The following is a 20758-nucleotide window of genomic DNA, read 5'->3' as shown; positions in this document are numbered from 1 at the left end:
ATTGCTGCAGTGGCCGATTGTGCTCACAATCCTCTCGAACGCTCTGGCGTTGCAACCCGAACGCCCAGCTTCGTTCCATCGCGCGTGCCGGCGGAATCGTCCCTGACTCGGGAGGCCGGCATGTCCAGCGACGCTAGCATCTGTTTCACGCCTCGCAGGGCGGTCGGTCGCATGGATGCGGAGGGCGGGGTTGCATTCACATGGCGAGTACGTCGCCAGCCTCATTATTGATCTTGCTATAGCGAGTTCGACAGGTGCGCCGACGTGGCTGAAGCGACGGTTTCCATTGCGGGTGATGACGCGGCGCTCAGATGGCCTGCTTTAAGGTGAACTACGTTTCGCTGCGACGCCCGTTGCCTTGATGCGAATGGCCGAACCGACCAGGGCCGCCTGTCTTCATTCCATGTGTTTTCGCGACGGGCTCACCCATCAGCGTCCTCGATAGAGGCTGGTCTGACCGCAGGGCGATCCCGCTTCGCGGGCTCTCGATCTTGTCCCTGCAACGCCCGTCCACGACTTTCTTCCCCTGGCGCTGCGCACCATTCCTCGCGGTCCAAGAAAGTCGCTACCCGCCGCCCTCCATTTCATTTCGGCCCTCCGGGTGCAGGTCGATCGCCTCCGGTCTCACGACCGCCATCGAGGTCGCGATAGGCGCGGCCCGAGAAAACCAAGGGAATGAGACAATGGCTACCATCGGCACCTTCACCTCCATGGACAATGGCTTCTCCGGCGCGATCAAGACGCTCAACCTCAACGTCAAGGCCAAGCTGATCCGCGTCGACAACCCTTCCGATAAGGGGCCGCACTTCCGCATCTACTCGGGCAACGTCGAGTTGGGCGCCGCCTGGCAGAAGACCGCCAAGGACACCGAGCGCGACTACCTCTCCGTCAAGCTGGACGATCCGAGCTTCCCCGCTCCGATCTACGCCACTCTGATCGAGGTCGAAGGTGCGGATGGCCTCCAGCTGATCTGGTCCCGGCCGAACCGGGACTGAAGCTCCAGCCAGCGGGCTCCGCCGTAAGGCGGGACCCGCTTCCCTTCTACCGGAGATGCGATCATGACTGTCGACACCATTGAAGAATTGCGCGCCGAACTGCGCGAATGCGTGTTCACGCCGGCGGAGCGCAAGGGGCTCGAAGTCGAACTGGCCGAACTCATCCGCCAACGCAACGAAGCGCTCGCAGCCGAGGAGGGGGCATAAGCCCCCTCGTCTTGCGTCTTACGACCCACCAGGGGCCGCCCCTCCGTTGAGAACATCCTTGATGGTTTTAGCAGGCGTAAAGGTCAGCTTCCTGGAAGCAGCGATCGCAATCGTTGCGCCGGTCGATGGATTGCGGCCCTCACGAGCGGGGCTATCCTTGACCTTGAACTTGCCAAACCTGGGAAGGCTCGTCTCGGCTCCGCTCACGGCCGCATCAGCGATCGCCTCGAACACGCTATTGACGATGGTTTTTGCCTGAGCCTTTGTCAGGTCGTTCTCGGCCGCAATCTTTTCGGGCGATCTCATTGGCAGTTGTCATGGAACGAGCTCCGTCTTGTTCGATTTTTCTCGTCTGACACCAAGGTCGTGGAACAGATAGAGCCGACATCACAGGCAGACCGTCATCCCCGAAAAATCGCCAGCCTATGACAGTTTCTCGTCCGCGACAGCGTAACCGCGCCTCCGCTTGGCACGCTCCAAGCGTACGAAGGATTCGATCGTCTCCGTACCATCATCGAAGGTCTGCACCATGGTCTTGCCACTCGTGCCTATCCGGCCCCAATTGCGGATCAGCGACATTTCTCCGAACAAGGTAGGCTGCGTGGACAGCGCATAAAACCGCCGCATATTGCGCGCGGCATCGATGCGGCGCAGATGAAGCGGCTCTGGTTCGGGTTTCGGCATGGACAGAGTCTCGCTTCCGAGGGAAGCGGCGTCCAATGAGTCTTATGAATCGACCGGGCCGATCGATTCATTTTATCGATAGGTCCATTGCGTTGGAAATGTCGCGACCCATCCTTGCCGGATTAAATCTCTCCTCGATGGAGACTTCGCCATGGGGACGCGCGCGTCGCGATGCCTAGCTTGCAATTGCGCCAGCCCTGATCACAACAGCCGCCCGCAAGAAGATCGGCTTTTAATTCGAAACTTTCTGCGGCTTTTACAGCCTTGCCTGCTTGGGCGAGCCTCTTCGGGGACGGCTCTACTGGCACCGCCGCGGCGACGCTCCCGGAGCCCACAAGCGGTCTCCGCGCCTTCGCGTGATGATCCTCTCGCCACCGCGTCGCAGAGCGCCCGGCAACGTGCACAATCCCAGTCTCGCGTCCCAGACTTTCCTTCGATGGCTATGGGCTGACCTGACTCTTCTGGCAGGGGATTCGCCGGATGAATTTCGGGATCGTTCCCACGTTCGGATTCGCGATCGCTGTTGGTTCAAACCAACATCCCCAATGACATGACGGACGAGGATATGACCCCAGCGCCGTTAGACCTTTTTCGGACCTTAATATGAAGACCATTGTCATCAACAATCAAAAGGGCGGGGTCGGCAAGACGACGCTTGCTGTGCATTTGGCCTGGTTCATGGCGGAAGCGAATCTCCGCGTTCTCGTGATCGACGTTGATGCGCAGAGCAATGCGTCGGATACGTTGAGGCACTACGCCGGTTCAACGTTAGCCGCGGATCTGTTCAAGCCGGGGATACGGGTCGTACCTCGGGAAGACGAGTCCCTAACGCTCGCGCCGGCCGATAGCTCGCTGACTGATCTGGATCGCAGCAATGCGGTCGCCATAACGACTCTGCAAGAGAACCTCGCTGTCGCGTCGGATCAGTTCGATGCCTGCGTCATCGATACGCCGCCATCACTTGGACTGCGCAGTGTCGGCTGTTTGGTTGCGGCCTCGCATGTGCTTGCTCCAATTTATCTGGAGGACTATTCGATCAAGGGCGTCAAAGGTCTGATGCAGACCGTGATCGGCGTGCAGAGGCGCTATGGCCGCCAGGATACGAAGTTCCTCGGGTTGCTGCCTTCGAACTTCAACACGAAGTCGCCTCGTCAAAGGGCGCATCTTGAGCAACTCTTGCGTGAGGCTGGAAAATATGTGTTCCCGGGCCAGATCGTTGCCAGGGACGGCTACGCTGAGGCCGTTGCGGAACGCCTGCCAGTCTGGAAGCTGAAGCGCCGCTCTGCGCAGGAAGCTGGTCGGGAAATCCGCGAGGTTCTCGCCAAGATCGTCGCGCAAATGGACGAGACCGCACATGGCGCTTGATCTCAGCTTTAAGCAGCTCATCGACGCCGCGGAAGATGGTGCCGCCACAATCGGACAACCGACTTGCATCGCCATCGACCGTATTGACGAAGATCCGGACCAGCCTCGTCGCGGTTTCGACGAACAGAAGCTCGGGGAGCTTGCGGAATCAGTCCGTCAGCATGGCGTGCTGCAACCGATCGTGCTGCGGCAAGCGACCGAGGAAGGGCGATACGTGATCGTCATGGGTGCGAGGCGGTACCGTGCTGCTAAGCGCGCCGGGCTCTGTGACATCCCGGCTTTCATTCATGCTGTTGGTTCTGCGGATCGTTATGTTCAGATGATCGAGAATATCCAGCGTGATGACCTCAGTGCTCCCGAAATTGCAGCATTCATCGCGGACCGCTTGGGGCAGGGTGACAACCAAGCTGACATCTCGCGCAAGCTCGGCAAGCCGAGGGACTGGGTGTCTCGCTACGCGTCAGTCCAGAGCATGCCGGAGTTCCTCCGGTCGAAGCTTGCCGGCTCATCAATCCGTGCTGTGTATGAACTCTACCAGGCTTGGCGTGAGCAGCCCAACGCCGTCGAGACCTTATGCGCAGCACAGGAGAGCTTCACCGACGCACACGCCCGTCAGCTGGCCCGCAAAGTCCGTACGGACGCCGGCGGGGCCCCTGCCGATAGCGAAGGGCCTCCTGGATCTCAAACAGCACGAAGCCCGATCGCACCGCAAGCGGCATTGCAACCCAGAGAGAGAGACGGCGTGACGGCGATCGCGAAAAAGCCCCCCAACTCTTCCGGCGATCGGAACGCGCGAATGAGCACATCACTGACGATCAGAGTGCGTCACCAAGGTCGCACTGGCTGTCTTCTGGTCAATCGACTCGCGTCTCAAGGCTCACGGCACGCAGTACTGTTGGTTGATGGCGCAGAAGAGGCGGAGGAGGTTCCAGCATCGACCATCACAATCGAAGAGATCCTTTTCGCATGAAGCTGGACTTAGACAGCCTCCTCAGAAACGCTGCCACAGTTGGTGTGCCGGTGGAGCGGATTTCCCATCCGAAGGATGGCGCGTTAGCGCAGCAGCCGGAGGCCGAACGCGCTCCCCACAGCGCTGTAGAGAGGCCGGAGGCTGCTGGAAAGCCGCGGTCGACATATTCGATGCCAATACTGCCGACCTGCACGCGCGGCGTTCGTGGAGTACAAGGATTAGGGGTGACGGCTCAGTCATTCCCAGAGGAATTCTCCGCATCGATCGCCGGCTGGGTTGGATCTCACCTGCAGCGACTGCCGAGCTTTGAAGGCCGACCCCGTTGGTTTGAACCAACATGGAGGGGGTGGAAGGATTCGCGTTTTCTAGTGCAGGATAGGCTTCGCGCCAGCGATGTATTACGTCGCGATTGGGATTGGAGTGCATGGCTCTGATCTCGCTTCGTGTCTCCGACGAGGTCGCGGCGGCGTTCTCAGTTCTTGCAGCTACCCAGGGCGGCAAATCCGCGCTGCTGCGGCGCCTCATCGCTGAGGCACTAGCTGCACCCGCGCCGCGCATCTCGGCGTTGCCGGTCGGACGGCCGGAGAAGGTGACGGTACGATTTCGCGAGAGCGAGATGCGGCAGCTCGCGGAGGTCTCGCATCAGCGTGGCATGACGCGAACCGGCTGGATCGTTTCGCTGGTGCGCTCGCGGTTAGGGTCACCCGTGCAGCATTCCCCGAACGAGCATGATGCGCTTCGCGCGATCGTCCGCGAGCTCAACCGGATCGGCGGCAACATCAACCAGATCGCGCGCGCTGCAAACACGAGCGTGCTGCAGGGCAGGGCGGTCGAACCCGATCTGTCCGCCATCCGAGAGGCCAAGTTGGTCATCGAAACGGAACTCGCGCAACTACGTAATGCGCTGCATGGCAACGCGGATTATTGGGATGGACGGCGATGAGTCGGCGCTCCTCGCCTCGGTCGGCCGACCCAGCCTCCGAACTTCCGCCGATCTCGTATGTCTGGGAAACGCCTAATCGGCGCCCTCGGTGGGCAGAGTGGGATATCCCCGATCCGGCCGCGCCTGGCCGCCTAACGCCGGCGATGCGCGCGAAGCTCGAGCGCATCGTGCGCCGAGCGCCGGAGGTGATGGTCAAGATCACCGGTCGGACCAAGAGCGTGGCGCATCTCAAGTCGCACCTCGCATACATCACGCGAAATGGCGAGCTCGATACGGAAACAGAGCAGGGCGCGACGCTAGCGGGTCGTTCCGGATTGAAAGATCTGCAGCAATGCTGGGAAGATGATGCCAGTCTCGATGGCAAGCGTCGCCGTGATGGATCGCTTTCGATCAACATCATTTTGTCGATGCCGGCTGGCACCGATGCCGTCGCAGTCAAAGATTCAGCCCGGACATTTGCCATCGAGACATTCGGTGACAATCACGATTACGTCTTCGTCCAGCACCTCGACAACAAACACCCCCACGTGCATTTGACCGTTCGGTCCCTCGGACATAATGGCAAGCGCCTCAATCCCCGCAAGGCGGATCTTCAGGCCTGGCGAGAACGGTTTGCTGGACAACTCCGGCTTCGCGGCATCGCGGCGGAGGCAACGCCGCGGCGGACCCGCGGACAGGTTCGAAAGGCCGATCGCGGGGCGGTGGTTGCCTTGCGCAGGCGAAAGATCGTGCCCGATGTTGATCGGCTAGCTCGTACAGAGGTGCTTTCGGAGGTGAGGGGCGGCAAGAGTACCAAACATCCTTGGGACGAGCAGATCAAGTCACGTCAGGACGCGATCCGGCGGCGATATCTCGACTATGCCGCCCAGCTCCAGCGTTCTGGAGCGGCAGCAGATCAGGAGCTAGCACGCCAGGTTCGGCAATTCGTCGAGGACATGCCTGCCCTCGAAACTCGGCGGCATGCGCTGAAGAACGAGCTTTCGAAGCTTGCCGATACTCGGCGCCGCGGCGCGGAGCCGGACGTCGGTAAAGAGCGGCGCGAGAAGACAAGAGGTCAGGAGCCGACCAGATAGTTGAGCCGAATATTCTCGAGCTGAATATGGTCTCTACCGCCATGGGAAGTCGCCAACGCCGCTAACGACACTGTCAGGCTCATAACCTGAGGGTCGTTGGTTCAAATCCTATCCCCGCAACCAATTTCCCAACAACAACCCTAGCTTTTGCCCCGCCACGGCGTATATCGCCAGTCGTTGCGTTATATAATCACGTTTGATTGGGAGCGACGATGTCGGAGGGACTGGAAGAGGAAAAAATTAGAAGCGAGCAAGAAATTTTTGATGGGCTCGCTGGCGTCTGTCAGCGTCCCGGCTTTGCCCATGCAGTCGCAAATTTCTGCTTCCGCGACAACGTCGTGGGTTACGGCGATGAGCTGAAGGGCGAGGACTACGCCAAAATGTTCTCGCCGGATAGGCTTATCCGAACCGAGATGTCTACCCTCATAGGGCTGATGGCCATGGGCCCGATCGACTGGGCGAAGCCTTCAAACGAGCAGATGCAGGAAATGATGAAGCGCGCTGAAGAATTGCTTCAGGAGCTTCATCACGCCCTCAATCGGCCCGGTGAGGAGGAGTTCAAGGCACTATTGGCCGAGGCCGCGAAGGGGGGAGAGGACGTCAATCCATTCAAGGCGGGCTCTGTCCTGAGGGAGCCGATTTTCTATGCGGCTGAATCGGCCTATCCATCTCAATATCGAGAGTTCGCCACCAAGAAGTACCAGGCGGATAATGAATGGCTGAAAAGCAATCGTGGCTTCACCATCGAGGATGCCTCAAAAGTCGTCTCATCCTTGCTTGCTATTCTCGAAAGGAAGCTGCCGGAGGAACTGAAGAGGCTAAGGGACAAGCCAGCGGAGGAGTGGACGCTCTTGCCCGGCTTTCAGTTCACCGCCGAAGAAGTGATCGCGGTGTCAAAGCTGACCGAGGACGTTGTAGGGAAGGTCCTCGATGCATTTGTCCTCAAAGATCAAAATCCTACATTTTCGTCGCTCAACGCATTCAACGCGACGAACGCATTCCCGCTCCTGAAATCGGGCGAAGATCAGTACACGCTCTTTCAGTACCATGCATTGGCGGAATCTCTCTACGAGAGCCCATTTTTCTGGATGTTGAGTGATAAGAAATATCAGCCGACCGCAACGGCCAATCGCGGTAAATTCGTTGAGGCGTTAGCGGCCGAACGCCTTGAAAAGGTGTTTGGAGCGCCGCGCGTATTTAAGAATGTCGATATCTGGGAGTCAAAAGGCAAAAAGGCAGGGGAAATCGACGTGCTGGTCTTATTTGCTGACCGCGCAATTGTCCTGCAAGCAAAGTCTAAGAAATTGACACTTGCGGCGCGCCAAGGGAGCGATCCGCACATTCAAGAGGATTTCAAAGGGGCAGTACAAGACGCGTGCGATCAGGCCTTCACGTGTTCGGAAGAGCTTGTCGCGGGCAAATGCTCTTTCACCGACGAACACGGGAAGGAGATCGCGCTGCCGAAGGAGATTAAGCGGGTGTTTCCGGTGTGCGTCGTATCGGATCATTACCCGGCGCTCAGCTTCCAAGTGCAGCAGTTCTTGAAATCGAAGACAACGGACAAGATCGCTGCGCCATTGGTGAGCGATGTATTCATGCTCGACGTCATGACTGAGTTCTTGGATACGCCGCTGCGGTCACTGAGTTACCTCGACCTGCGAGCCAAGGCAGGCGAAAACGTTATGTCGTCACATGAAATCACAACACTCGCTTATCATCTGAAGCAGAATCTTTGGCTCGGCGAGCATGATTTCATACAATTGGGAGACGATATCTCTGCCGACGTAGACATTGCGATGGCAGTCCGGCGCGATGGCGTTGATGGTGAGAAGACGCCCAAAGGCATTCTAACCTTCTTGGAAGGCCGCTCGCTTGGGAGGATTGTCGAGGAACTAAACGCCATGGCAACGCCGTGGGCTAGGCGGCAGGCTTGGAGTTGCTTAAGCTTGGCAGCGAAACAGCAGATGATCTTTGCGCACTGATTGACAGGCAGGCTCAGCAAGGGGCGCGCGGCAAGAATGGCAGCTCATCTCTAGGCTTCAGCAAGGAGAGCACGGGCCTGACCGTGCAATGCAATAATTTGCCAACCCTGGAGGCGGTAGGGAATTTAAAGCGTCAGTGCGAGCTGCGAAAGTATGGACAGAAGGCTGCTTCATGGATCGGCCTATTGGTCGAGCCCGGTACAGGGAAGCTTCGGAACTGCTTGGTGCTAGATGCACCTTGGAAGGAAGATCCTGAGCTTGCGAAAGCGGCGGCACAGTTGACCGCCGCCGAACCGGCGAAAAGCGTCAAAGAGTCCAAAAAAGTTCTAAAGCGCTACAAGCTTGGAAAAGACAGATAATTTGGCCGAACAACTGGAAGAGGAACAATGGATACCGAAACGTTCGCGCTTCTCATGGTACAAAAAGTTACCTTGGTTGGTCTGATAAAATTTCTGCACATGAAGGGAGTGCTCGACCAAGATCTCATTGTCGAGTTCCTCCAGCAAATGGCGACGCCGACCGAGGGTGAGAGCGAGGGCGATGCATTAAAGCCGCACTTGGTTGAGGGCTTCGAAGCGATGATCGCATCTATAGAAGCGGAGCACGGATGGAAGCCCACAATTATTCCCGGAGGAAAGAAATAGGTAAATCATCAGCGCCAAAACTTGAATGAACAATCCTCGCGATCATCACTATGTACCGCAGTTCTACTTGCGAAACTTCGCCTGCGACCCTGAGAGGAAGAAGATTAGGACGCTCGCCAGGAACGGCGAATATGCCGTTTGGGCGGAACGGTCGATCGAAGGCCTTGGCTTCGAGAAGGACCTTTATGTTCACTCCTACGCAGGCATCCCGGTGTCGGTCGAGGAGACCATTAATCGCTCCGTTGAGACGCCCATTTCGCAAAGTGATACGTGGGCCAAGATTCAGAGCGGTCGGACCGACTCTCTCGACCGGTCCGACAAGCCAGTGCTTTATGCGTTGCTCCGGCACCTTGAAGCGCGCACGCCCCACTACCTTGCCAGCCAATCAGAGCTTGCGCAGCTCGCGGGTCAAGCCGACAGCGATATTCAGTTTTCAGACGAGGAGAAGGAGCACTACGCGGAAATGCGGGCAAATCCCGGTCTGACCAAGGAGATCTTCAACTACATGTCTGCCTCTGCCGATTGGACCGAGGCAGCCTATCGTGGGTGCGGAATAACAGTCGTGCGTACGGCTAAACCGCTGCGGGCCTCGACCACGCCCGTTTTGGTGACGGGAGCGCCAGAACACCCGTCGCTGCGGCTGCCACTGCCGGGCATGGTGCCCTACATGTATAATCTCGTAGTCAATCCAACGACGGTCGTGAACCTCGTCCTCGCGGACTTTGGCGACGCATTTCTCAATGTCGAGCAGGGTGAGGATTTCCGGCTTGGCATGAACCGGCACTTCATGGGCCAGTTTGGTCACTTCCCGCGGGTGCGGCACATGATCACGGATGCCGGCGAAGAACTGGTCCGGGATATGACCTGGGCAACTACCGGTTGCTGAAGGGTGGCGACCGGAAAATGGTATTTCATCGCCCTGCGGATTGGACCCCCGCTGGGACCAGCGACGGCCAGCCTGCCGCGTCATAAGCCTGTCTCTTGTCAGAGAGTTCCAAACGCTACATGGCACATATTTGGCACATGACGAGGTGTCTGCCGTTGAATTCGTTCAGGTGTTTCCATTCTCGGCAGTGGCTCATAACCTGAAGGTCATAGGTTCAAATCCTACCCCCGCAACCAAGTAACCTGCTGTATCGGCAGCAGGGGTATTCGCGGCCTTGGCCGAGTTCGAGCGCGAGCTGATTTCCGAACGTACGCGAGCAGGTCTGGCCTCGGCGCGGGCGCGGGGCAGGAGAGGCGGCCGCAAGTTCAAGATGACCGCCGCCAAAATTCGCTTAGCCCAGGCCGGGATGACCAACCGCGACACGAACGTCGGCAAGCTTTGTGAAGAACTCTCGATCACGCGGCAGACGCTCTATCGCTTCGTGTCACCGGAAGGGCAGCTCCGCCCCGATGCCCTGCGTCTGCTCGGCATAAAGCCGGCAAACGGCTCTGCAGCGTCAATAAAACAAAAATATAAGGAGGAAATCGCATGACCGCAATCATGCTGACCCGCGTCGACGATCAACACAATGTGGCCCGGTTCTACAAGCTGGACGTCCAGCCGACCTTGTTTGGCGGATGGTCCTTCGTGCGAGAGTGGGGGAGGATCGGTCATGCCGGCAGAGTTTGTTGGGAGCAATACGAAACGCGCGGCATGGCAGATATTGCTATGATTGCAAAGTGGAGCGAAAAACGCAAAAGGGGGTACCAGTAGTCAAACGACTTCGCCCGGGGGGCGTCATGATGAAATTCAAGTATCTACGGCCATCAGCTCTCTACTACCTGGCGGAAGGTCTGAGCTTTGATATTGGCAAATGCGCAGAAGTCCTTGACTCGGCTCTCGTCGGACTAAACCAGCAGACCGGTATCCCCGAGAAGATTGTGCGGTGGAATCGGCTGGGCGGGCATAAATCCGGCCCGCTGAAACTGGGTACGCTAAACCGAATTGCCATCGAGGTGACCGAGACGGCGTCGAAGTCGGGCGAGAAGATGCACCTCGCTACGGTTATCGAGAGCAAGGGCGAGCGCGAAAGCGGACCTGTCGTTTTTCTGGCTATGCAGTCTCTTGCTCTCCACATTCCGATGCGAGTGGAATTGCCATTGCGGGCACTGCTCCGGGGAGGGCCGTACCTGGAGGGGACCTACGTCGTCTATCTCCACGTGTTGTTCTCCGATGACGACAAGGAATATGTGTACTACGGCATCACCAAACGCGGCTGGAACTATCGCTTCGGAGAGCATATGAAGGCCGCGCTCGGCACGCGGCAAGCCCGTCTTTTCCCGCAAAAGATGGCCGAACTGGTCGATGCTAGGGTTGCTCAACTGGCGGGTCGAGATGACGGTCGGCCGAAGCTTACCGGAGTGATTACCGTGCTTTGCTCGGTGGGCGTCGATGAAGATATGGCGAAGGACACGGAAGAGTACCTCGTTGATAAATACAGCTTGGCGTCAAAGCATTCACTAGGGCTCAACATGATCCCTGGTGGCAGGGAAGGCGTGCGGGTCCTTCACCAACTGGCCGGTCGAGAGGCCGGCAACTCGATTGAGACGGAGGCCAGAGAAGAGGCTCTCGTTGAATATCTTGCGAAGTACCCTCAGGTCGTGATTGCGAAACCGGGCGTCGCTGCTGCATGGAACGACCCCGCCTATGCGGAAGCCGTGATATGTGGCCGCGAGAACCGCTTAACTGCCGAACAGGTCCGGAAGATCCGGTATCTCGCTGCAATGGGTCATGACCTTCCCTCAATAGGGTCGGCAGTTGGCGCCATTGACGCCGGTCAGGTGCGGCGTGTGTTGGCCGGACGCACCTATAGCCGAATACATTGAGTAAGCGAGTTTGATGATGCGGTTGGAAGATGCTGTTGATCAATATCTCGGTGAATGGCTGAGAGGACTTCCGCCTCCCGATGCGCCGAAGGATTGGTATGTGAACATGTTGAAAGGTGATCATGTCACCTTCGGTAACATTCACGAAAGTGGGAATTGGGTCAGCCGTCAGGGAAATGACCACCTGAGCGTCGCGACACAACTGCTGCTTAGCCGTATGGATGAGCAACGGAGAGTGACGAGGGAAACAGCCCGACGTTGCCTTGTCGAGGCCCACTTCGCACATCTGCCGAAAGCCAAGCGGACCCGTAAACTCTCCGAACATGCAGTGATAGCCGGGGCGACCAAGAGACTCGCCGAAGCAAGGCGTTCGGATGGCCTCTACGTTATTCCGGTCTGCTTCGCACCGTCTGCAACGAAGACCAGCTTTTGCATAGGGCCGGCTGCCATCCTGGCCAGGGCGGTTTTCGAGGAGAACCATCGCGCCTCGATAGATACTCTTCTCACCGAAGGCGACAGTTTCAGCGCGAAAGCGGCGGCCGAGTGGTCGGCCTATTCAGCGCGTTATGATCACTTTGTGCTCGTACAGGTGCGTGGGCACGAATATGAGATGGCCTGGAAAACGGCTCGGGATGTGGCCGAGTATATCCTCAATCTCATTCGCATAAAATTTGGCTACCATCACACGGACGATGTCCGTGTTGGGAACGGGTTCATTTGGGAAACGTCCCAGGTTCGGGTTTATTTCGACAAGGCCGGCTCGCCGAATTTTAGCCTGTCAAGCGGACCATGGGCGAGTCATCTTGATGATTGCTGGGCTGATCTATTTGATGATGACTTCGGCCCGGACGCGAACCTGCTCGCAAGCTTGGCGATGTGGATGGCATCGGGGGACGATCCGTCATCGCCTGTCCTCGAACGCCTGCGTTACGCAAACGCACTTATTGCAGAGGCGTTTAGCGAACCACACGATCGGATACGCCTTGTTCGTCTCGTGGCGGCGCTGGAGGCGCTTGCCGTGTTACCGCGCGAGGAGAAGTCTGAAGGGCTCGCCAGACGGTGCGGATTTGCTGGTGGCTGGGGCGACTGCGGTCGCGCGCTACAGATCATTGAGGATGTTCAGTACGCGTACACGGTTCGCAATGCCGTAGTGCATGGTGACGGTCCCGACAACGAAGACGCGATTTCTGCGTTCTATCGTTTGGAGCGTAACTTGGCGCCGATCTATCTTGGCTTCCTTCGCCTGCATGCTAAGACGCAAGGCCGCTATCGTCCGACCCATATACGGCACATCCGGCAGGCCTTCGACCAGCACATCGAGAATTTTTTCTGGTTTCCGGAGGATGCATGGTGATGATCGATACTTGGAGTGGAATCGTATGTACGATTCTACGATGATCGTGTCTGGCGTTGCCCGCCGAAAACTCAGGCGGCCGGGTGGTACAATCTCGGAAACCATCGATCGACAACGGCCGAGGGAAAGCCCAGCTTCACGGGCGAGCGCGTCGTGGGTGAAACGAGGTAGCCCTTTTCAATAAGGGCGTTGAGGACCGTTCGCGCTTGGCGTTCTTCGTATCCCGTAAGGGTAGGCGCATTACCCCGCGTGTACTCTCCGGCCATGACCGCTTCGCGCAGTAAAGGCCAAGAGCCCTTTGGAAGCCGCTTTGCACGCGTTTCCTCCTCGGTCCAGATCTCCATCCGCCTGAGCAGTTCTTCCGGTTCCAAAAGCCCCGTCATGAAGTCGACCTGGTCAACGCAGGTGGTAAGGAAGAATTGGCAGAACCCGACAAGCCCCGACATCGTGAGATTACCGCGGCCATCAAGGTCACCGCGCCGCGGTTCGTCTGCCGCCTGTAGGTTTGCTTTATAATCGGCGACTCGCCGCGCGAGTCCCCGCGAGACGGCCCAAAGCTCAGAGCCGACTTCTAACTCGCGCAAGAGTGCATGTGAGAACAGGCGTGTCACGCGGCCATTACCGTCCAGAAACGGGTGAATCCAGGCCAGGCGATGGTGTGATGCCGCAACGCCGATAATTTTGCGTAGCTTTGAAAGGTGAGGGGACGAATATCCTTCGGCAAAACGCTTCAGGAATGCGGGGAGATCGGCTGGATCGGGAGGGATGTGACGCCCCACTCTCACCTGGTCTTGGCGAAGTTCGCCGGGTACGATCTTGATCTTCTTCTTGGTCGTGGGATGGTCAACGACCAGCAGCTCTTCGGGCAGGCGTTCGCAGAAGTTTTTGTGCGTCCAGACAATAAAATCGACGGACAGCGCGGGCGAGGGGGCTTCTCCGCGATCGATAATCTGCTGAACTTCAATGTGAGCGCGCGCCTCTAATTGCAGATTGCGGCGCTCCGGCTCCTTGGCCAGGTCGTTGTTCAGTGCTCGATCAATGTCGATGGGCAGTGTGTTGTGGCCCTCGATGAGGTTGGAGTAGTAACAGTTCATCGAACGCACCAGATCGCCTACCGAGGCCCTCATGACCGGGTGGAGGCGGCCGGCCAGCGTGTTGGCCCTTGCAACCAAATCAGTTGCGAGATCTTCGAGTTCCTGCCGATCCTCGGGCAGGAGAGGCTCCATTGCTGATACGTCCATTTTTGCCGCTTCCTTTGCCGCCAGAATATATAGCAATATCAATAGATATATAAAGATTAGTGCTGCCCATTTTGCCGGTTTTATTGCCGCTTCAAAAGGCAAATAAATGAATGGATCTCTTTACTATAGGGCCAATGGCCCTATATGTAACTAGGTCCAACGGACCTAGGAAAGCCTTATGACTCTCGTCAGAACACCGGAAGCTTTGAAGGACGCGCGCGCTTCGCTTGGATTAAGCGCAGGCGCCTTGGCCAAAATCGTGCGGGTTGAAGATGGGCGCACGGTCCGCCGATGGGAAGCCGGCGAACGCGAAATCCCCGGGCCGGTTATCGTTATTCTGGAAACGGCCATCGGCTATCTCGACAGCATCAAGCTGATCGACACGCAGCTGGCCATGTTGCGCTCGGGCAAAATGACCAGCGGCGAAGCAACGAGTGCTGGCAGGATCGATCAGACCGACGCCGACATTGAACGTCTCACGGTCTCTCGAAAGAGCCTTGTAGAGGCCCTGGAGATACTGACCCGGCAGCCGGCCAATGATGGCTCAGACCGGGTTCATTGGTACACTTTGCAGCGGGCAACACCGCTATTTGACCCGGCACAAAAGGACGAATGGTCGATCCCCGGAGAACTGAGCCCTGAAGCTGCCTTGGCCTATTTTGCCAAGCATGAGGGGTTCGACGAAGGGCTCGAAGTCGCCAACGACGAAGGCCCTCTTAAGGAGTTCGTTCTTGAAAAGCGCGAAGTGCTACGCCGTCAAGTTGGCGCCTCGCAGCGCCTCAGCGCGGGCCGCGTGATCGAGACCTATGCGGTGCGCCGACATCTCAGGCATTCCAATCCATGAAGGCGTAGCAGATGACGAACCTAAAGCGTTCGGAGATGCGCTTAATCGACAGCGCCTTGGGCATGGGCAGCGGCTACGTCCTCAATTTCTCCGATCGCACTTTTGCTGAATTCTTCGACGACGAGTTCAGGATCGACATCGACCAGCAGCGTTACAAGACGCGGGGGACGTCCAAAGCCAATCGGTTGCGCTCGTTCGTAGATCAAGAGGACGAGCACCTGGTTGCCCGCGTCCTCCGTCGCCTATGGAAAGAGCGCGAGGAGATTCCGATCTTTCGAGACGCCGATGACCACGGGTCTATGAAGATCAAACTGTTCGAGCTCATCGCCACTATCGAGGGTGGCGCGGCCGTTCCGAGGACGGATGTCATCGAAAGGTTTAACCGCGACGAAACTCTTGAGGAGCTAGTGTCTTCGATCGAGCGGGACATCAGCGCGAACAAGCCCGCTGCCGCTCTCGATCGCCTGCACACCTACTGCATGAAGAAGTTCGGTCATTTGCTCGACAGCCATGATGTCGGTTGGAGCACCGACGAGCCCCTGCACAGCCGGGTGGGCAAATACGTCAAAGCCCTGGACCAGGGGCATCAGCTCACCGACATGAGTAAGCAGATCATCAAGAACGCGATCGGTGTCTTCGAGAAGTTCAACTTCGTCCGCAACAACAATTCCCTGGCCCACGACAATGTACTGCCAAACCATCCGGAAGCCCGGTTCATTTTCGATTCTGTGACCGCGGTTTTGCGGTTTATCAAGAGTATTGAAGCGGCGCGTTTCGGGAGCTGAGCCTGGCGGCCTTATCCTGCCGCGGCAGCAGCAGCTCCCGGCGGTGGCTTTCGTAACGCATCGCTCGCGTCTTTCTTGGCTTGATCGAATGGACGGCCAAGAAGGATCGGGCGTTCGGCCTTGATGGCCTTGCCGGCCGCCAGAAACTGGAAGCGGCCGAGATTTGGAATCGAGCGGACATGCTGTGTGCTGTACACACTCTCCAGGAAATTGAGGCTGGTCTGATCGATCAGGCTATGTGTCAGGAAGGTGTTGCACTGGGAAAGGATCGTCTTGCTCACCAGCGCGGTCCGCTGGCTGATGACCAGAAGACCTACGCCGTACTTCCGGCCTTGCAATGCAATTTGCCCGATCCGACTGACGACCCATTGCGTTTCGCTGTCAAAACCCGAGCTGAACGTCTCCGGAATGATGGTGTGGGCTTCTTCGAGGACAATGAGAACCTTGCGCGCCTGCCGGTTGGCCCGGGCCCAGGCCATGATCGTTGACAGCACAGCTCGGTGATCCTCAGCGTTGCCTTAGTGTTCGAGATTTCGGTCAACTCAAGTATTGCCAGCGGATCATTGCCGACCAGAAAGTCGTTGATCTGCTTGTCGACGCCGCCCTTGATCTGGGTGAGGGCGGTCTTCAGGGCGGCTTTCTCCGCGGGCGCGCCGTAGGGCGTCGTTTCGACAGCGAACAGTTTCTGCTCAAGGTCGTCTGTTTCTTTCTGCGTCGGCGCCGGAAAGATGGGCTTCAGGTCGGCGAGCCGGGCCTTGTACTCTCCTGTGAAATCCACACAGAAAATCCTGAAATCGTTCTTGGCGGCCTCGCAGACGATATCAAGCGCGAGTTCGGTCTTGCCCGTGCCGGTGACGCCGAGAACGGCCGTGTGAAACTGAACCAGATCGTCGATATTGGCCATCACGCCGATATTGGTTGACGGCACGACGCCAATGGGAAACTCGCCCTGCTTGGCAATGGGAGCCGGAAATACGCGCTCTTTCGCCCAGAACACTGGCGTGTTCATGGTTGAAAGCCAGCCAAACTTGGTGAAGCCGTCCTCCGGCGAATAACAACCCAGCTGTACGGCGTTGACGATGTGCGTGCCGCGCGGGTTCTGGTCAAAGCTCTCTTCCGCCGTCTGGGCGTCGAGGATCTGGTAAAAGACGTCCATTCCATTCACGCGCACAAAAACGACCTGGCCTTCTGCCAACTCGGATGCGGCCGAGACCTCGAAGCGCAAGATGCCGATGTTCGAGTTCTCGACGGTGAATCCGACCAGCACGGACCCGGCCGTGCCGCTCAGGTTTTCTATGAACTTCGCTGCCTTCTCGGGGGAGTGCGACTGGATGACGTCTCCTTCAGCCAGCACTATCCTGTCCTGCAGCTCAGCCACGCAAAGACCGGTCCCCATCACGTCCAGTCCCTGGACCTGAGCGAACAGAGCCATGACATAGTGCTGATCACCATTTGACATGGCCGCGGTGTACAGCATGCCCGGCTTCCACGAGCTGTGCCGCGACAGCCTGACCCTGACGATATTGGGGTGATCAATGCGTTCGATGATGCCTACCGTCGGGGAGGTAATGACCCTGGCTTTCTCTGCCTGCCAGTGCTTCCAGGCGGCGATCAGCCGCTCAAAAGGCCTGCCGATCGCGATCAATGTCCACAGCATTGTCAGCCAGGCGACCGTGGTCAGGCTGCTCTGGTAGGCGCCGATGATGCTGATCAGCGCCGGTGGCGTGTAGAGCAGCTCGCCCTGGCCGAAAGCATCGGTGGCCCGAAAGAAAAACCGCCCGACGGGGGATCGTTTGTTCTTGTCGTGAATAAACAGGGCGACCATCGCTCCCGCCATAGAGGCGAGGCAGTAGATTACCGCAGTCCAACGCATGACCTCGAGATGAGGCTTAAGAGCCCCGGTCGCTCCGAGGTCAGCCGTAATCAGGATGGCCATGGCGCCAATGGCGTTGGCGAGAGCGTCTTTTGGTGGCACGAACCAGGGTGCCGAAAGCAGCGCCAGAAACCAGAGTGCAAGGCCGCTTAAGAACCAAACGCTTTCGAGCCCGCCGGTCGGCAAGAGGTTTCCCGATGCGACATACAGGCCGATGTAAAAGACAGCGACATTGGCAGCGAGTGCCAGGGCTCGATCGGCTAGCGTGGTCTGGATTCTGTCGGTTGACACGGTTCGGCTTTCCAGGTTGTGGTTAAGCTTAGCACACAACCTGTATAGTTCGGGACGAGAGCGCAAGGGCGGCTTCTGAGGGCGCAGCTGGTGCGCTGCATCAAGCCGGGCGATGTCCCCGAAAGCCGATGATGCTGATGATCATGGCGACGGATTTCTTATGACGACCCCATGGAAACCATACGCTTGCACGGTGCCGGCCGCAGGCGTTGCCGGCACCGCTTCGGTGCTGTCGACCGTGCATCACGTCACGCACACCGGGCCGGCCTTACGTATATTAGCTGATGGGCAGGTTACCCGAGGGTTGATCTACGACGAGTGTATCCTCAACGACTCCCGCACGACGGTCGTCTGGTTATCTCCCAACAACTGGCACAATGGCTCGCGTTACGGCTCCGTCCAGTTCACTTTTAATTTTGCCGACATCGTCGCACGCCGAAAGATCTATTGGGTGGAGGTTCGCAAATACAAGAACCATGCCTACCGCTTCATGATTTCCGACAAGGACTTGAGCAAGCTGCCGGTTACCCCCTACGACCCCACAAAGGAAGAGGGGCCGCTGCGACAGGTCGGCGGAGTCTGGTACTGGAATTCGGAGCACACGGCGGAATTCCTGCTCGATTCCAGTCTGATCCTTCATTTCTGCAAGAAGATCGATTTCGTCAAGCATCACGAGAAGATGTGTGCTGCACCAGGTGGCTGCGGGCAGCTTGGCCAGGACGGCACCAACGCCGCCGGGAGAGTCCTGGCCTTTCTGCTCTCCAGAGACCTACGAGGTCTAAACGACACATTGATTGTGACCGACCCCAAGGCGGCACTCTCTACGGCCGCCGAGCGCGGGATACTGAAAGCTTATGAGGACCTCTCGCGCAATCTTGGTGGCCCCGCCAAGTCCAACGACGACGTCGATGCGGCATTGCGTGCGGCCCTGCTGCAGCTCGCGGCGGGGGAAGAGACGCATGCACAGGCGACAGCAAAATTGATCCGCTCGGATGACCTGCTCTGCCGGCGGCTTGCGGAGCTCGTCAAGCGTCACTTCAAGCTGGAATCGACTGCTCTGAAGTTCTGACGCTGATAATTCTGCGCCGAGGTCTTTGAAAGGCGGGGATTGCCAAAGCAAAGTGCGCAAAATCGCGGCGCATGGGCTTGACCCTTCAAATTCGCTTGTTCTAATTTTGTTCTTGTGCGGCCAGATTCTGCCGGCCCGTCCCATTTTAAATGACAACATCACGGCCCCGACAGGAAACATGCACGAGATCATCTGTCCCCACTGCGAGAAGGCCTTCAAGGTCGATGAATCCGGCTATGCCGCGATCCTGAAGCAGGTCCGTGACGCCGATTTCTCACAGCAACTCCATGAACGGCTGGAACTGGCCGAGCGCGACAAGCAGAGCGCTGTTGAACTGACCAGGGCCCAGGTCAGCAGCGATCTGCAGAAGACCGCCGCTGGCAAGGATGCTGAAATCCAGGAGTTGAAGTCCAAGCTTGAGGGGAGCGAAGTCGCTCAGAAGCTTGCTGTCACCGAAGCGCTCAGCGTGGTCGAGAAGGAGCGTGACACGCTGGCGAACGCGCTTGCACAGGCGGAACGCGAGAAGAAGGCTGCCTCAGAGCTTGCTGAGGCGCTTTTGGCCAGCGAGCAGCACAAGATCACGGCCGCCAAGGAAAAAGAAATCCAGGAGCTGAAGGCTAAGCTTCAGGCCGTCGAGCTGGAGAAGAAGCTCGCCGTGACCGAAGCCGTCGGCGCCGTGGAGAAAGAGCGCGATGAGCTGAAGAACTGCATCAAGCAGGTCCAGCTTGAAAAACAGCTCTCCGAGCAGTCGCTCAAGGACAAGTACGAAACGCAGATCAAGGATCGCGACGACGCGATCGAGCGTCTTAAGGACATGAAGGCGCGTCTCTCGACTAAGATGGTTGGTGAGACCCTTGAGCAGCACTGCGAGACCGAGTTCAACCGGGTGCGCTCGATGGCTTTTCCGCGGGCGTATTTCGAGAAAGACAACGACGCGCGGACGGGCAGCAAGGGCGATTACATCTTCCGCGACGCGGACGAGGCCGGCACCGAGATCATCTCGATCATGTTTGAGATGAAAAACGAGAGCGACAGGACGGCGACGAAGAGCAAGAACGAGGATTTCCTCAGGGAACTCGACCGGGATCGCACCGAGAAGGGTTGTGAATACGCCATCTTGGTCTCACTGCTTGAGCCCGATAGCGAACTTTACAACAGCGGCATCGTCGACGTCTTCCACCGCTATCCGAAGATGTACGTCATCCGGCCGCAGTTCTTTCTGCCGATGATCACGCTGTTGCGGAATGCCTCTCTTAACTCGCTGAAGTTCAAGACCGAGCTGGCGCTGGTTAAGGCTCAGAATATCGACATCACCCAGTTCGAAAACCAGTTGGAAACGTTCAAGAACGGGTTCGCCAAGAATTACGACCTCGCCTCCCGAAATTTCCAGACGGCGATCGCCGAGATCGATAAGTCCATCGATCACCTGCAGAAGACCAAGGATGCCTTGATCGGCGCCGACCGCAATCTCCGCCTTGCGAACGATAAGGCGCAGGACGTGACGATCAAGAAGCTGACCCGGGGCAATCCGACCATGGCGGCGAAGTTCTCGGAGCTAAAGAGTGCTCCCGCTGAAGCCGCGGAGTAGGGCGGCCTAAAGCAGAGCCTCATTGAACCGTGAAAAGCA

21 protein-coding genes and 2 pseudogenes are annotated in these 20758 nt (G+C 57.9%); 18 read left to right on the top strand and 5 right to left on the bottom strand.

From position 1 onward, the window contains the following. The first annotated feature begins 683 nt into the window (after positions 1–683). Together IVA93_RS40350 and IVA93_RS40345 are read left to right on the top strand one after the other, a co-directional pair. Positions 684–995 carry a DUF736 domain-containing protein gene (locus tag IVA93_RS40350; RefSeq protein ID WP_247790126.1) on the top strand — a complete coding sequence of 104 codons (312 nt, stop codon included), beginning with the start codon at positions 684–686 and terminating at the stop codon, positions 993–995. A 63-nt stretch (positions 996–1058) separates the two neighbouring features. Further along, on the top strand, positions 1059–1202 hold the full coding sequence (locus IVA93_RS40345) for a hypothetical protein (protein ID WP_247790125.1): 144 nt from the start codon (positions 1059–1061) through the stop codon (positions 1200–1202). Between the two features lie 18 nt (positions 1203–1220). Here the strand turns inward: IVA93_RS40345 and IVA93_RS40340 are convergent. After that, a pseudogene (locus IVA93_RS40340) lies at positions 1221–1521 on the bottom strand (HU family DNA-binding protein). Between the two features lie 104 nt (positions 1522–1625). Further along, the gene (locus IVA93_RS40335) at positions 1626–1886 is read right to left on the bottom strand and encodes a WGR domain-containing protein (RefSeq protein WP_247790124.1); all 261 of its coding nucleotides are present in this window, start codon (positions 1884–1886) and stop codon (positions 1626–1628) included. Between the two features lie 603 nt (positions 1887–2489). Between IVA93_RS40335 and IVA93_RS40330 the strand changes: the two genes are divergently transcribed. The 12 genes and pseudogenes from IVA93_RS40330 to IVA93_RS40275 all read left to right on the top strand — a co-directional run bounded on the left by IVA93_RS40330 (position 2490) and on the right by IVA93_RS40275 (position 13028). Next, positions 2490–3251: a ParA family protein gene (locus IVA93_RS40330; protein WP_247790123.1), complete on the top strand. Its 762-nt coding sequence runs from the start codon at positions 2490–2492 to the stop codon at positions 3249–3251. Then, positions 3241–4221, top strand: coding sequence for a ParB/RepB/Spo0J family partition protein (locus IVA93_RS40325; protein ID WP_247790122.1), 981 nt, complete (start codon positions 3241–3243; stop codon positions 4219–4221). Before IVA93_RS40330 ends, IVA93_RS40325 begins: the two co-directional genes overlap by 11 nt. Positions 4222–4645: 424 nt before the next feature. Next, positions 4646–5164, top strand: coding sequence for a MobC family plasmid mobilization relaxosome protein (locus IVA93_RS40320; RefSeq protein WP_247790121.1), 519 nt, complete (start codon positions 4646–4648; stop codon positions 5162–5164). 143 nt (positions 5165–5307) lie between these two features. Further along, positions 5308–6237 (top strand): relaxase/mobilization nuclease domain-containing protein, encoded by a 930-nt coding sequence (locus tag IVA93_RS40315; protein ID WP_247790120.1) that lies wholly within the window; start codon positions 5308–5310, stop codon positions 6235–6237. Positions 6238–6449: 212 nt separating this feature from the next. Further along, positions 6450–8219 (top strand): nuclease-related domain-containing protein, encoded by a 1770-nt coding sequence (locus IVA93_RS40310; protein WP_247790119.1) that lies wholly within the window; start codon positions 6450–6452, stop codon positions 8217–8219. Next, positions 8168–8578, top strand: coding sequence for a hypothetical protein (locus IVA93_RS40305; RefSeq protein WP_247790118.1), 411 nt, complete (start codon positions 8168–8170; stop codon positions 8576–8578). Before IVA93_RS40310 ends, IVA93_RS40305 begins: the two co-directional genes overlap by 52 nt. Positions 8579–8605: 27 nt before the next feature. Further along, on the top strand, positions 8606–8863 hold the full coding sequence (locus IVA93_RS40300) for a hypothetical protein (RefSeq protein ID WP_247790117.1): 258 nt from the start codon (positions 8606–8608) through the stop codon (positions 8861–8863). A gap of 25 nt (positions 8864–8888) precedes the next feature. Then, positions 8889–9749, top strand: coding sequence for a DUF4238 domain-containing protein (locus tag IVA93_RS40295; RefSeq protein ID WP_247790116.1), 861 nt, complete (start codon positions 8889–8891; stop codon positions 9747–9749). A 259-nt stretch (positions 9750–10008) separates the two neighbouring features. Next, positions 10009–10341, top strand: a pseudogene (locus IVA93_RS40290) (recombinase family protein); the annotation flags it as partial. Beyond that, the gene (locus tag IVA93_RS40285) at positions 10338–10562 is read left to right on the top strand and encodes a WGR domain-containing protein (protein WP_247790115.1); all 225 of its coding nucleotides are present in this window, start codon (positions 10338–10340) and stop codon (positions 10560–10562) included. The pseudogene IVA93_RS40290 and the gene IVA93_RS40285, both read left to right, overlap by 4 nt. A 26-nt stretch (positions 10563–10588) precedes the next feature. Continuing rightward, positions 10589–11674 carry a hypothetical protein gene (locus IVA93_RS40280; protein ID WP_247790114.1) on the top strand — a complete coding sequence of 362 codons (1086 nt, stop codon included), beginning with the start codon at positions 10589–10591 and terminating at the stop codon, positions 11672–11674. A gap of 13 nt (positions 11675–11687) precedes the next feature. Further along, a complete protein-coding gene (locus IVA93_RS40275; protein ID WP_247790113.1) occupies positions 11688–13028 on the top strand; it encodes a hypothetical protein in 1341 nt (446 codons plus the stop codon). Positions 13029–13099: 71 nt separating this feature from the next. On the opposite strand, the gene IVA93_RS40270 is transcribed toward IVA93_RS40275, so the two are convergent. Continuing rightward, a complete protein-coding gene (locus IVA93_RS40270) occupies positions 13100–14269 on the bottom strand; it encodes a Fic family protein (protein ID WP_247790177.1) in 1170 nt (389 codons plus the stop codon). Positions 14270–14447: 178 nt separating this feature from the next. On the opposite strand from IVA93_RS40270, the gene IVA93_RS40265 reads away from it, so the two are divergent. Beyond that, positions 14448–15113, top strand: coding sequence for a helix-turn-helix domain-containing protein (locus tag IVA93_RS40265; protein WP_247790112.1), 666 nt, complete (start codon positions 14448–14450; stop codon positions 15111–15113). Between the two features lie 11 nt (positions 15114–15124). Then, positions 15125–15898, top strand: coding sequence for an abortive infection family protein (locus IVA93_RS40260; protein WP_247790111.1), 774 nt, complete (start codon positions 15125–15127; stop codon positions 15896–15898). Between the two features lie 11 nt (positions 15899–15909). On the opposite strand, the gene IVA93_RS40255 is transcribed toward IVA93_RS40260, so the two are convergent. Together IVA93_RS40255 and IVA93_RS40250 are read right to left on the bottom strand one after the other, a co-directional pair. Next, a complete protein-coding gene (locus IVA93_RS40255) occupies positions 15910–16179 on the bottom strand; it encodes a hypothetical protein (RefSeq protein ID WP_247790110.1) in 270 nt (89 codons plus the stop codon). 32 nt (positions 16180–16211) lie between these two features. Beyond that, complete coding sequence (locus tag IVA93_RS40250; protein WP_247790109.1) at positions 16212–18062, bottom strand: helicase HerA domain-containing protein; 1851 nt, start codon at positions 18060–18062, stop codon at positions 16212–16214. A gap of 112 nt (positions 18063–18174) precedes the next feature. Here IVA93_RS40250 and IVA93_RS40245 point away from each other — a divergent pair, with 112 nt between their 5' ends. Further along, positions 18175–19131, top strand: a complete 957-nt coding sequence (locus IVA93_RS40245; RefSeq protein WP_247790108.1) for a hypothetical protein — start codon at positions 18175–18177, stop codon at positions 19129–19131. A 178-nt stretch (positions 19132–19309) separates the two neighbouring features. Continuing rightward, positions 19310–20719 (top strand): DUF2130 domain-containing protein, encoded by a 1410-nt coding sequence (locus tag IVA93_RS40240; protein WP_247790107.1) that lies wholly within the window; start codon positions 19310–19312, stop codon positions 20717–20719. The last annotated feature ends 39 nt before the right edge of the window (positions 20720–20758 follow it).

The sequence above is a fragment of the Bradyrhizobium sp. 155 genome, from assembly GCF_023101105.1.
Lineage (GTDB): Bacteria > Pseudomonadota > Alphaproteobacteria > Rhizobiales > Xanthobacteraceae > Bradyrhizobium > Bradyrhizobium canariense_D.
Note: the sequence above shows the minus strand (reverse complement) of the source record. Positions and strands in the feature narration are given on the sequence as shown.

Excerpts from the sequence above, each read along its gene's own strand:
- IVA93_RS40350 (WP_247790126.1), top strand. The coding sequence starts at position 684 with ATGGCTACCATCGGCACCTTCACCTCCATGGACAATGGCTTCTCCGGC.
- IVA93_RS40345 (WP_247790125.1), top strand. The coding sequence starts at position 1,059 with ATGACTGTCGACACCATTGAAGAATTGCGCGCCGAACTGCGCGAATGC.
- IVA93_RS40335 (WP_247790124.1), bottom strand. The coding sequence starts at position 1,886 with ATGCCGAAACCCGAACCAGAGCCGCTTCATCTGCGCCGCATCGATGCC.
- IVA93_RS40330 (WP_247790123.1), top strand. The coding sequence starts at position 2,490 with ATGAAGACCATTGTCATCAACAATCAAAAGGGCGGGGTCGGCAAGACG.
- IVA93_RS40325 (WP_247790122.1), top strand. The coding sequence starts at position 3,241 with ATGGCGCTTGATCTCAGCTTTAAGCAGCTCATCGACGCCGCGGAAGAT.
- IVA93_RS40320 (WP_247790121.1), top strand. The coding sequence starts at position 4,646 with ATGGCTCTGATCTCGCTTCGTGTCTCCGACGAGGTCGCGGCGGCGTTC.
- IVA93_RS40315 (WP_247790120.1), top strand. The coding sequence starts at position 5,308 with ATGCGCGCGAAGCTCGAGCGCATCGTGCGCCGAGCGCCGGAGGTGATG.
- IVA93_RS40310 (WP_247790119.1), top strand. The coding sequence starts at position 6,450 with ATGTCGGAGGGACTGGAAGAGGAAAAAATTAGAAGCGAGCAAGAAATT.
- IVA93_RS40300 (WP_247790117.1), top strand. The coding sequence starts at position 8,606 with ATGGATACCGAAACGTTCGCGCTTCTCATGGTACAAAAAGTTACCTTG.
- IVA93_RS40295 (WP_247790116.1), top strand. The coding sequence starts at position 8,889 with ATGAACAATCCTCGCGATCATCACTATGTACCGCAGTTCTACTTGCGA.
- IVA93_RS40285 (WP_247790115.1), top strand. The coding sequence starts at position 10,338 with ATGACCGCAATCATGCTGACCCGCGTCGACGATCAACACAATGTGGCC.
- IVA93_RS40280 (WP_247790114.1), top strand. The coding sequence starts at position 10,589 with ATGATGAAATTCAAGTATCTACGGCCATCAGCTCTCTACTACCTGGCG.
- IVA93_RS40275 (WP_247790113.1), top strand. The coding sequence starts at position 11,688 with ATGATGCGGTTGGAAGATGCTGTTGATCAATATCTCGGTGAATGGCTG.
- IVA93_RS40270 (WP_247790177.1), bottom strand. The coding sequence starts at position 14,269 with ATGGACGTATCAGCAATGGAGCCTCTCCTGCCCGAGGATCGGCAGGAA.
- IVA93_RS40265 (WP_247790112.1), top strand. The coding sequence starts at position 14,448 with ATGACTCTCGTCAGAACACCGGAAGCTTTGAAGGACGCGCGCGCTTCG.
- IVA93_RS40260 (WP_247790111.1), top strand. The coding sequence starts at position 15,125 with ATGACGAACCTAAAGCGTTCGGAGATGCGCTTAATCGACAGCGCCTTG.
- IVA93_RS40245 (WP_247790108.1), top strand. The coding sequence starts at position 18,175 with ATGTCCCCGAAAGCCGATGATGCTGATGATCATGGCGACGGATTTCTT.
- IVA93_RS40240 (WP_247790107.1), top strand. The coding sequence starts at position 19,310 with ATGCACGAGATCATCTGTCCCCACTGCGAGAAGGCCTTCAAGGTCGAT.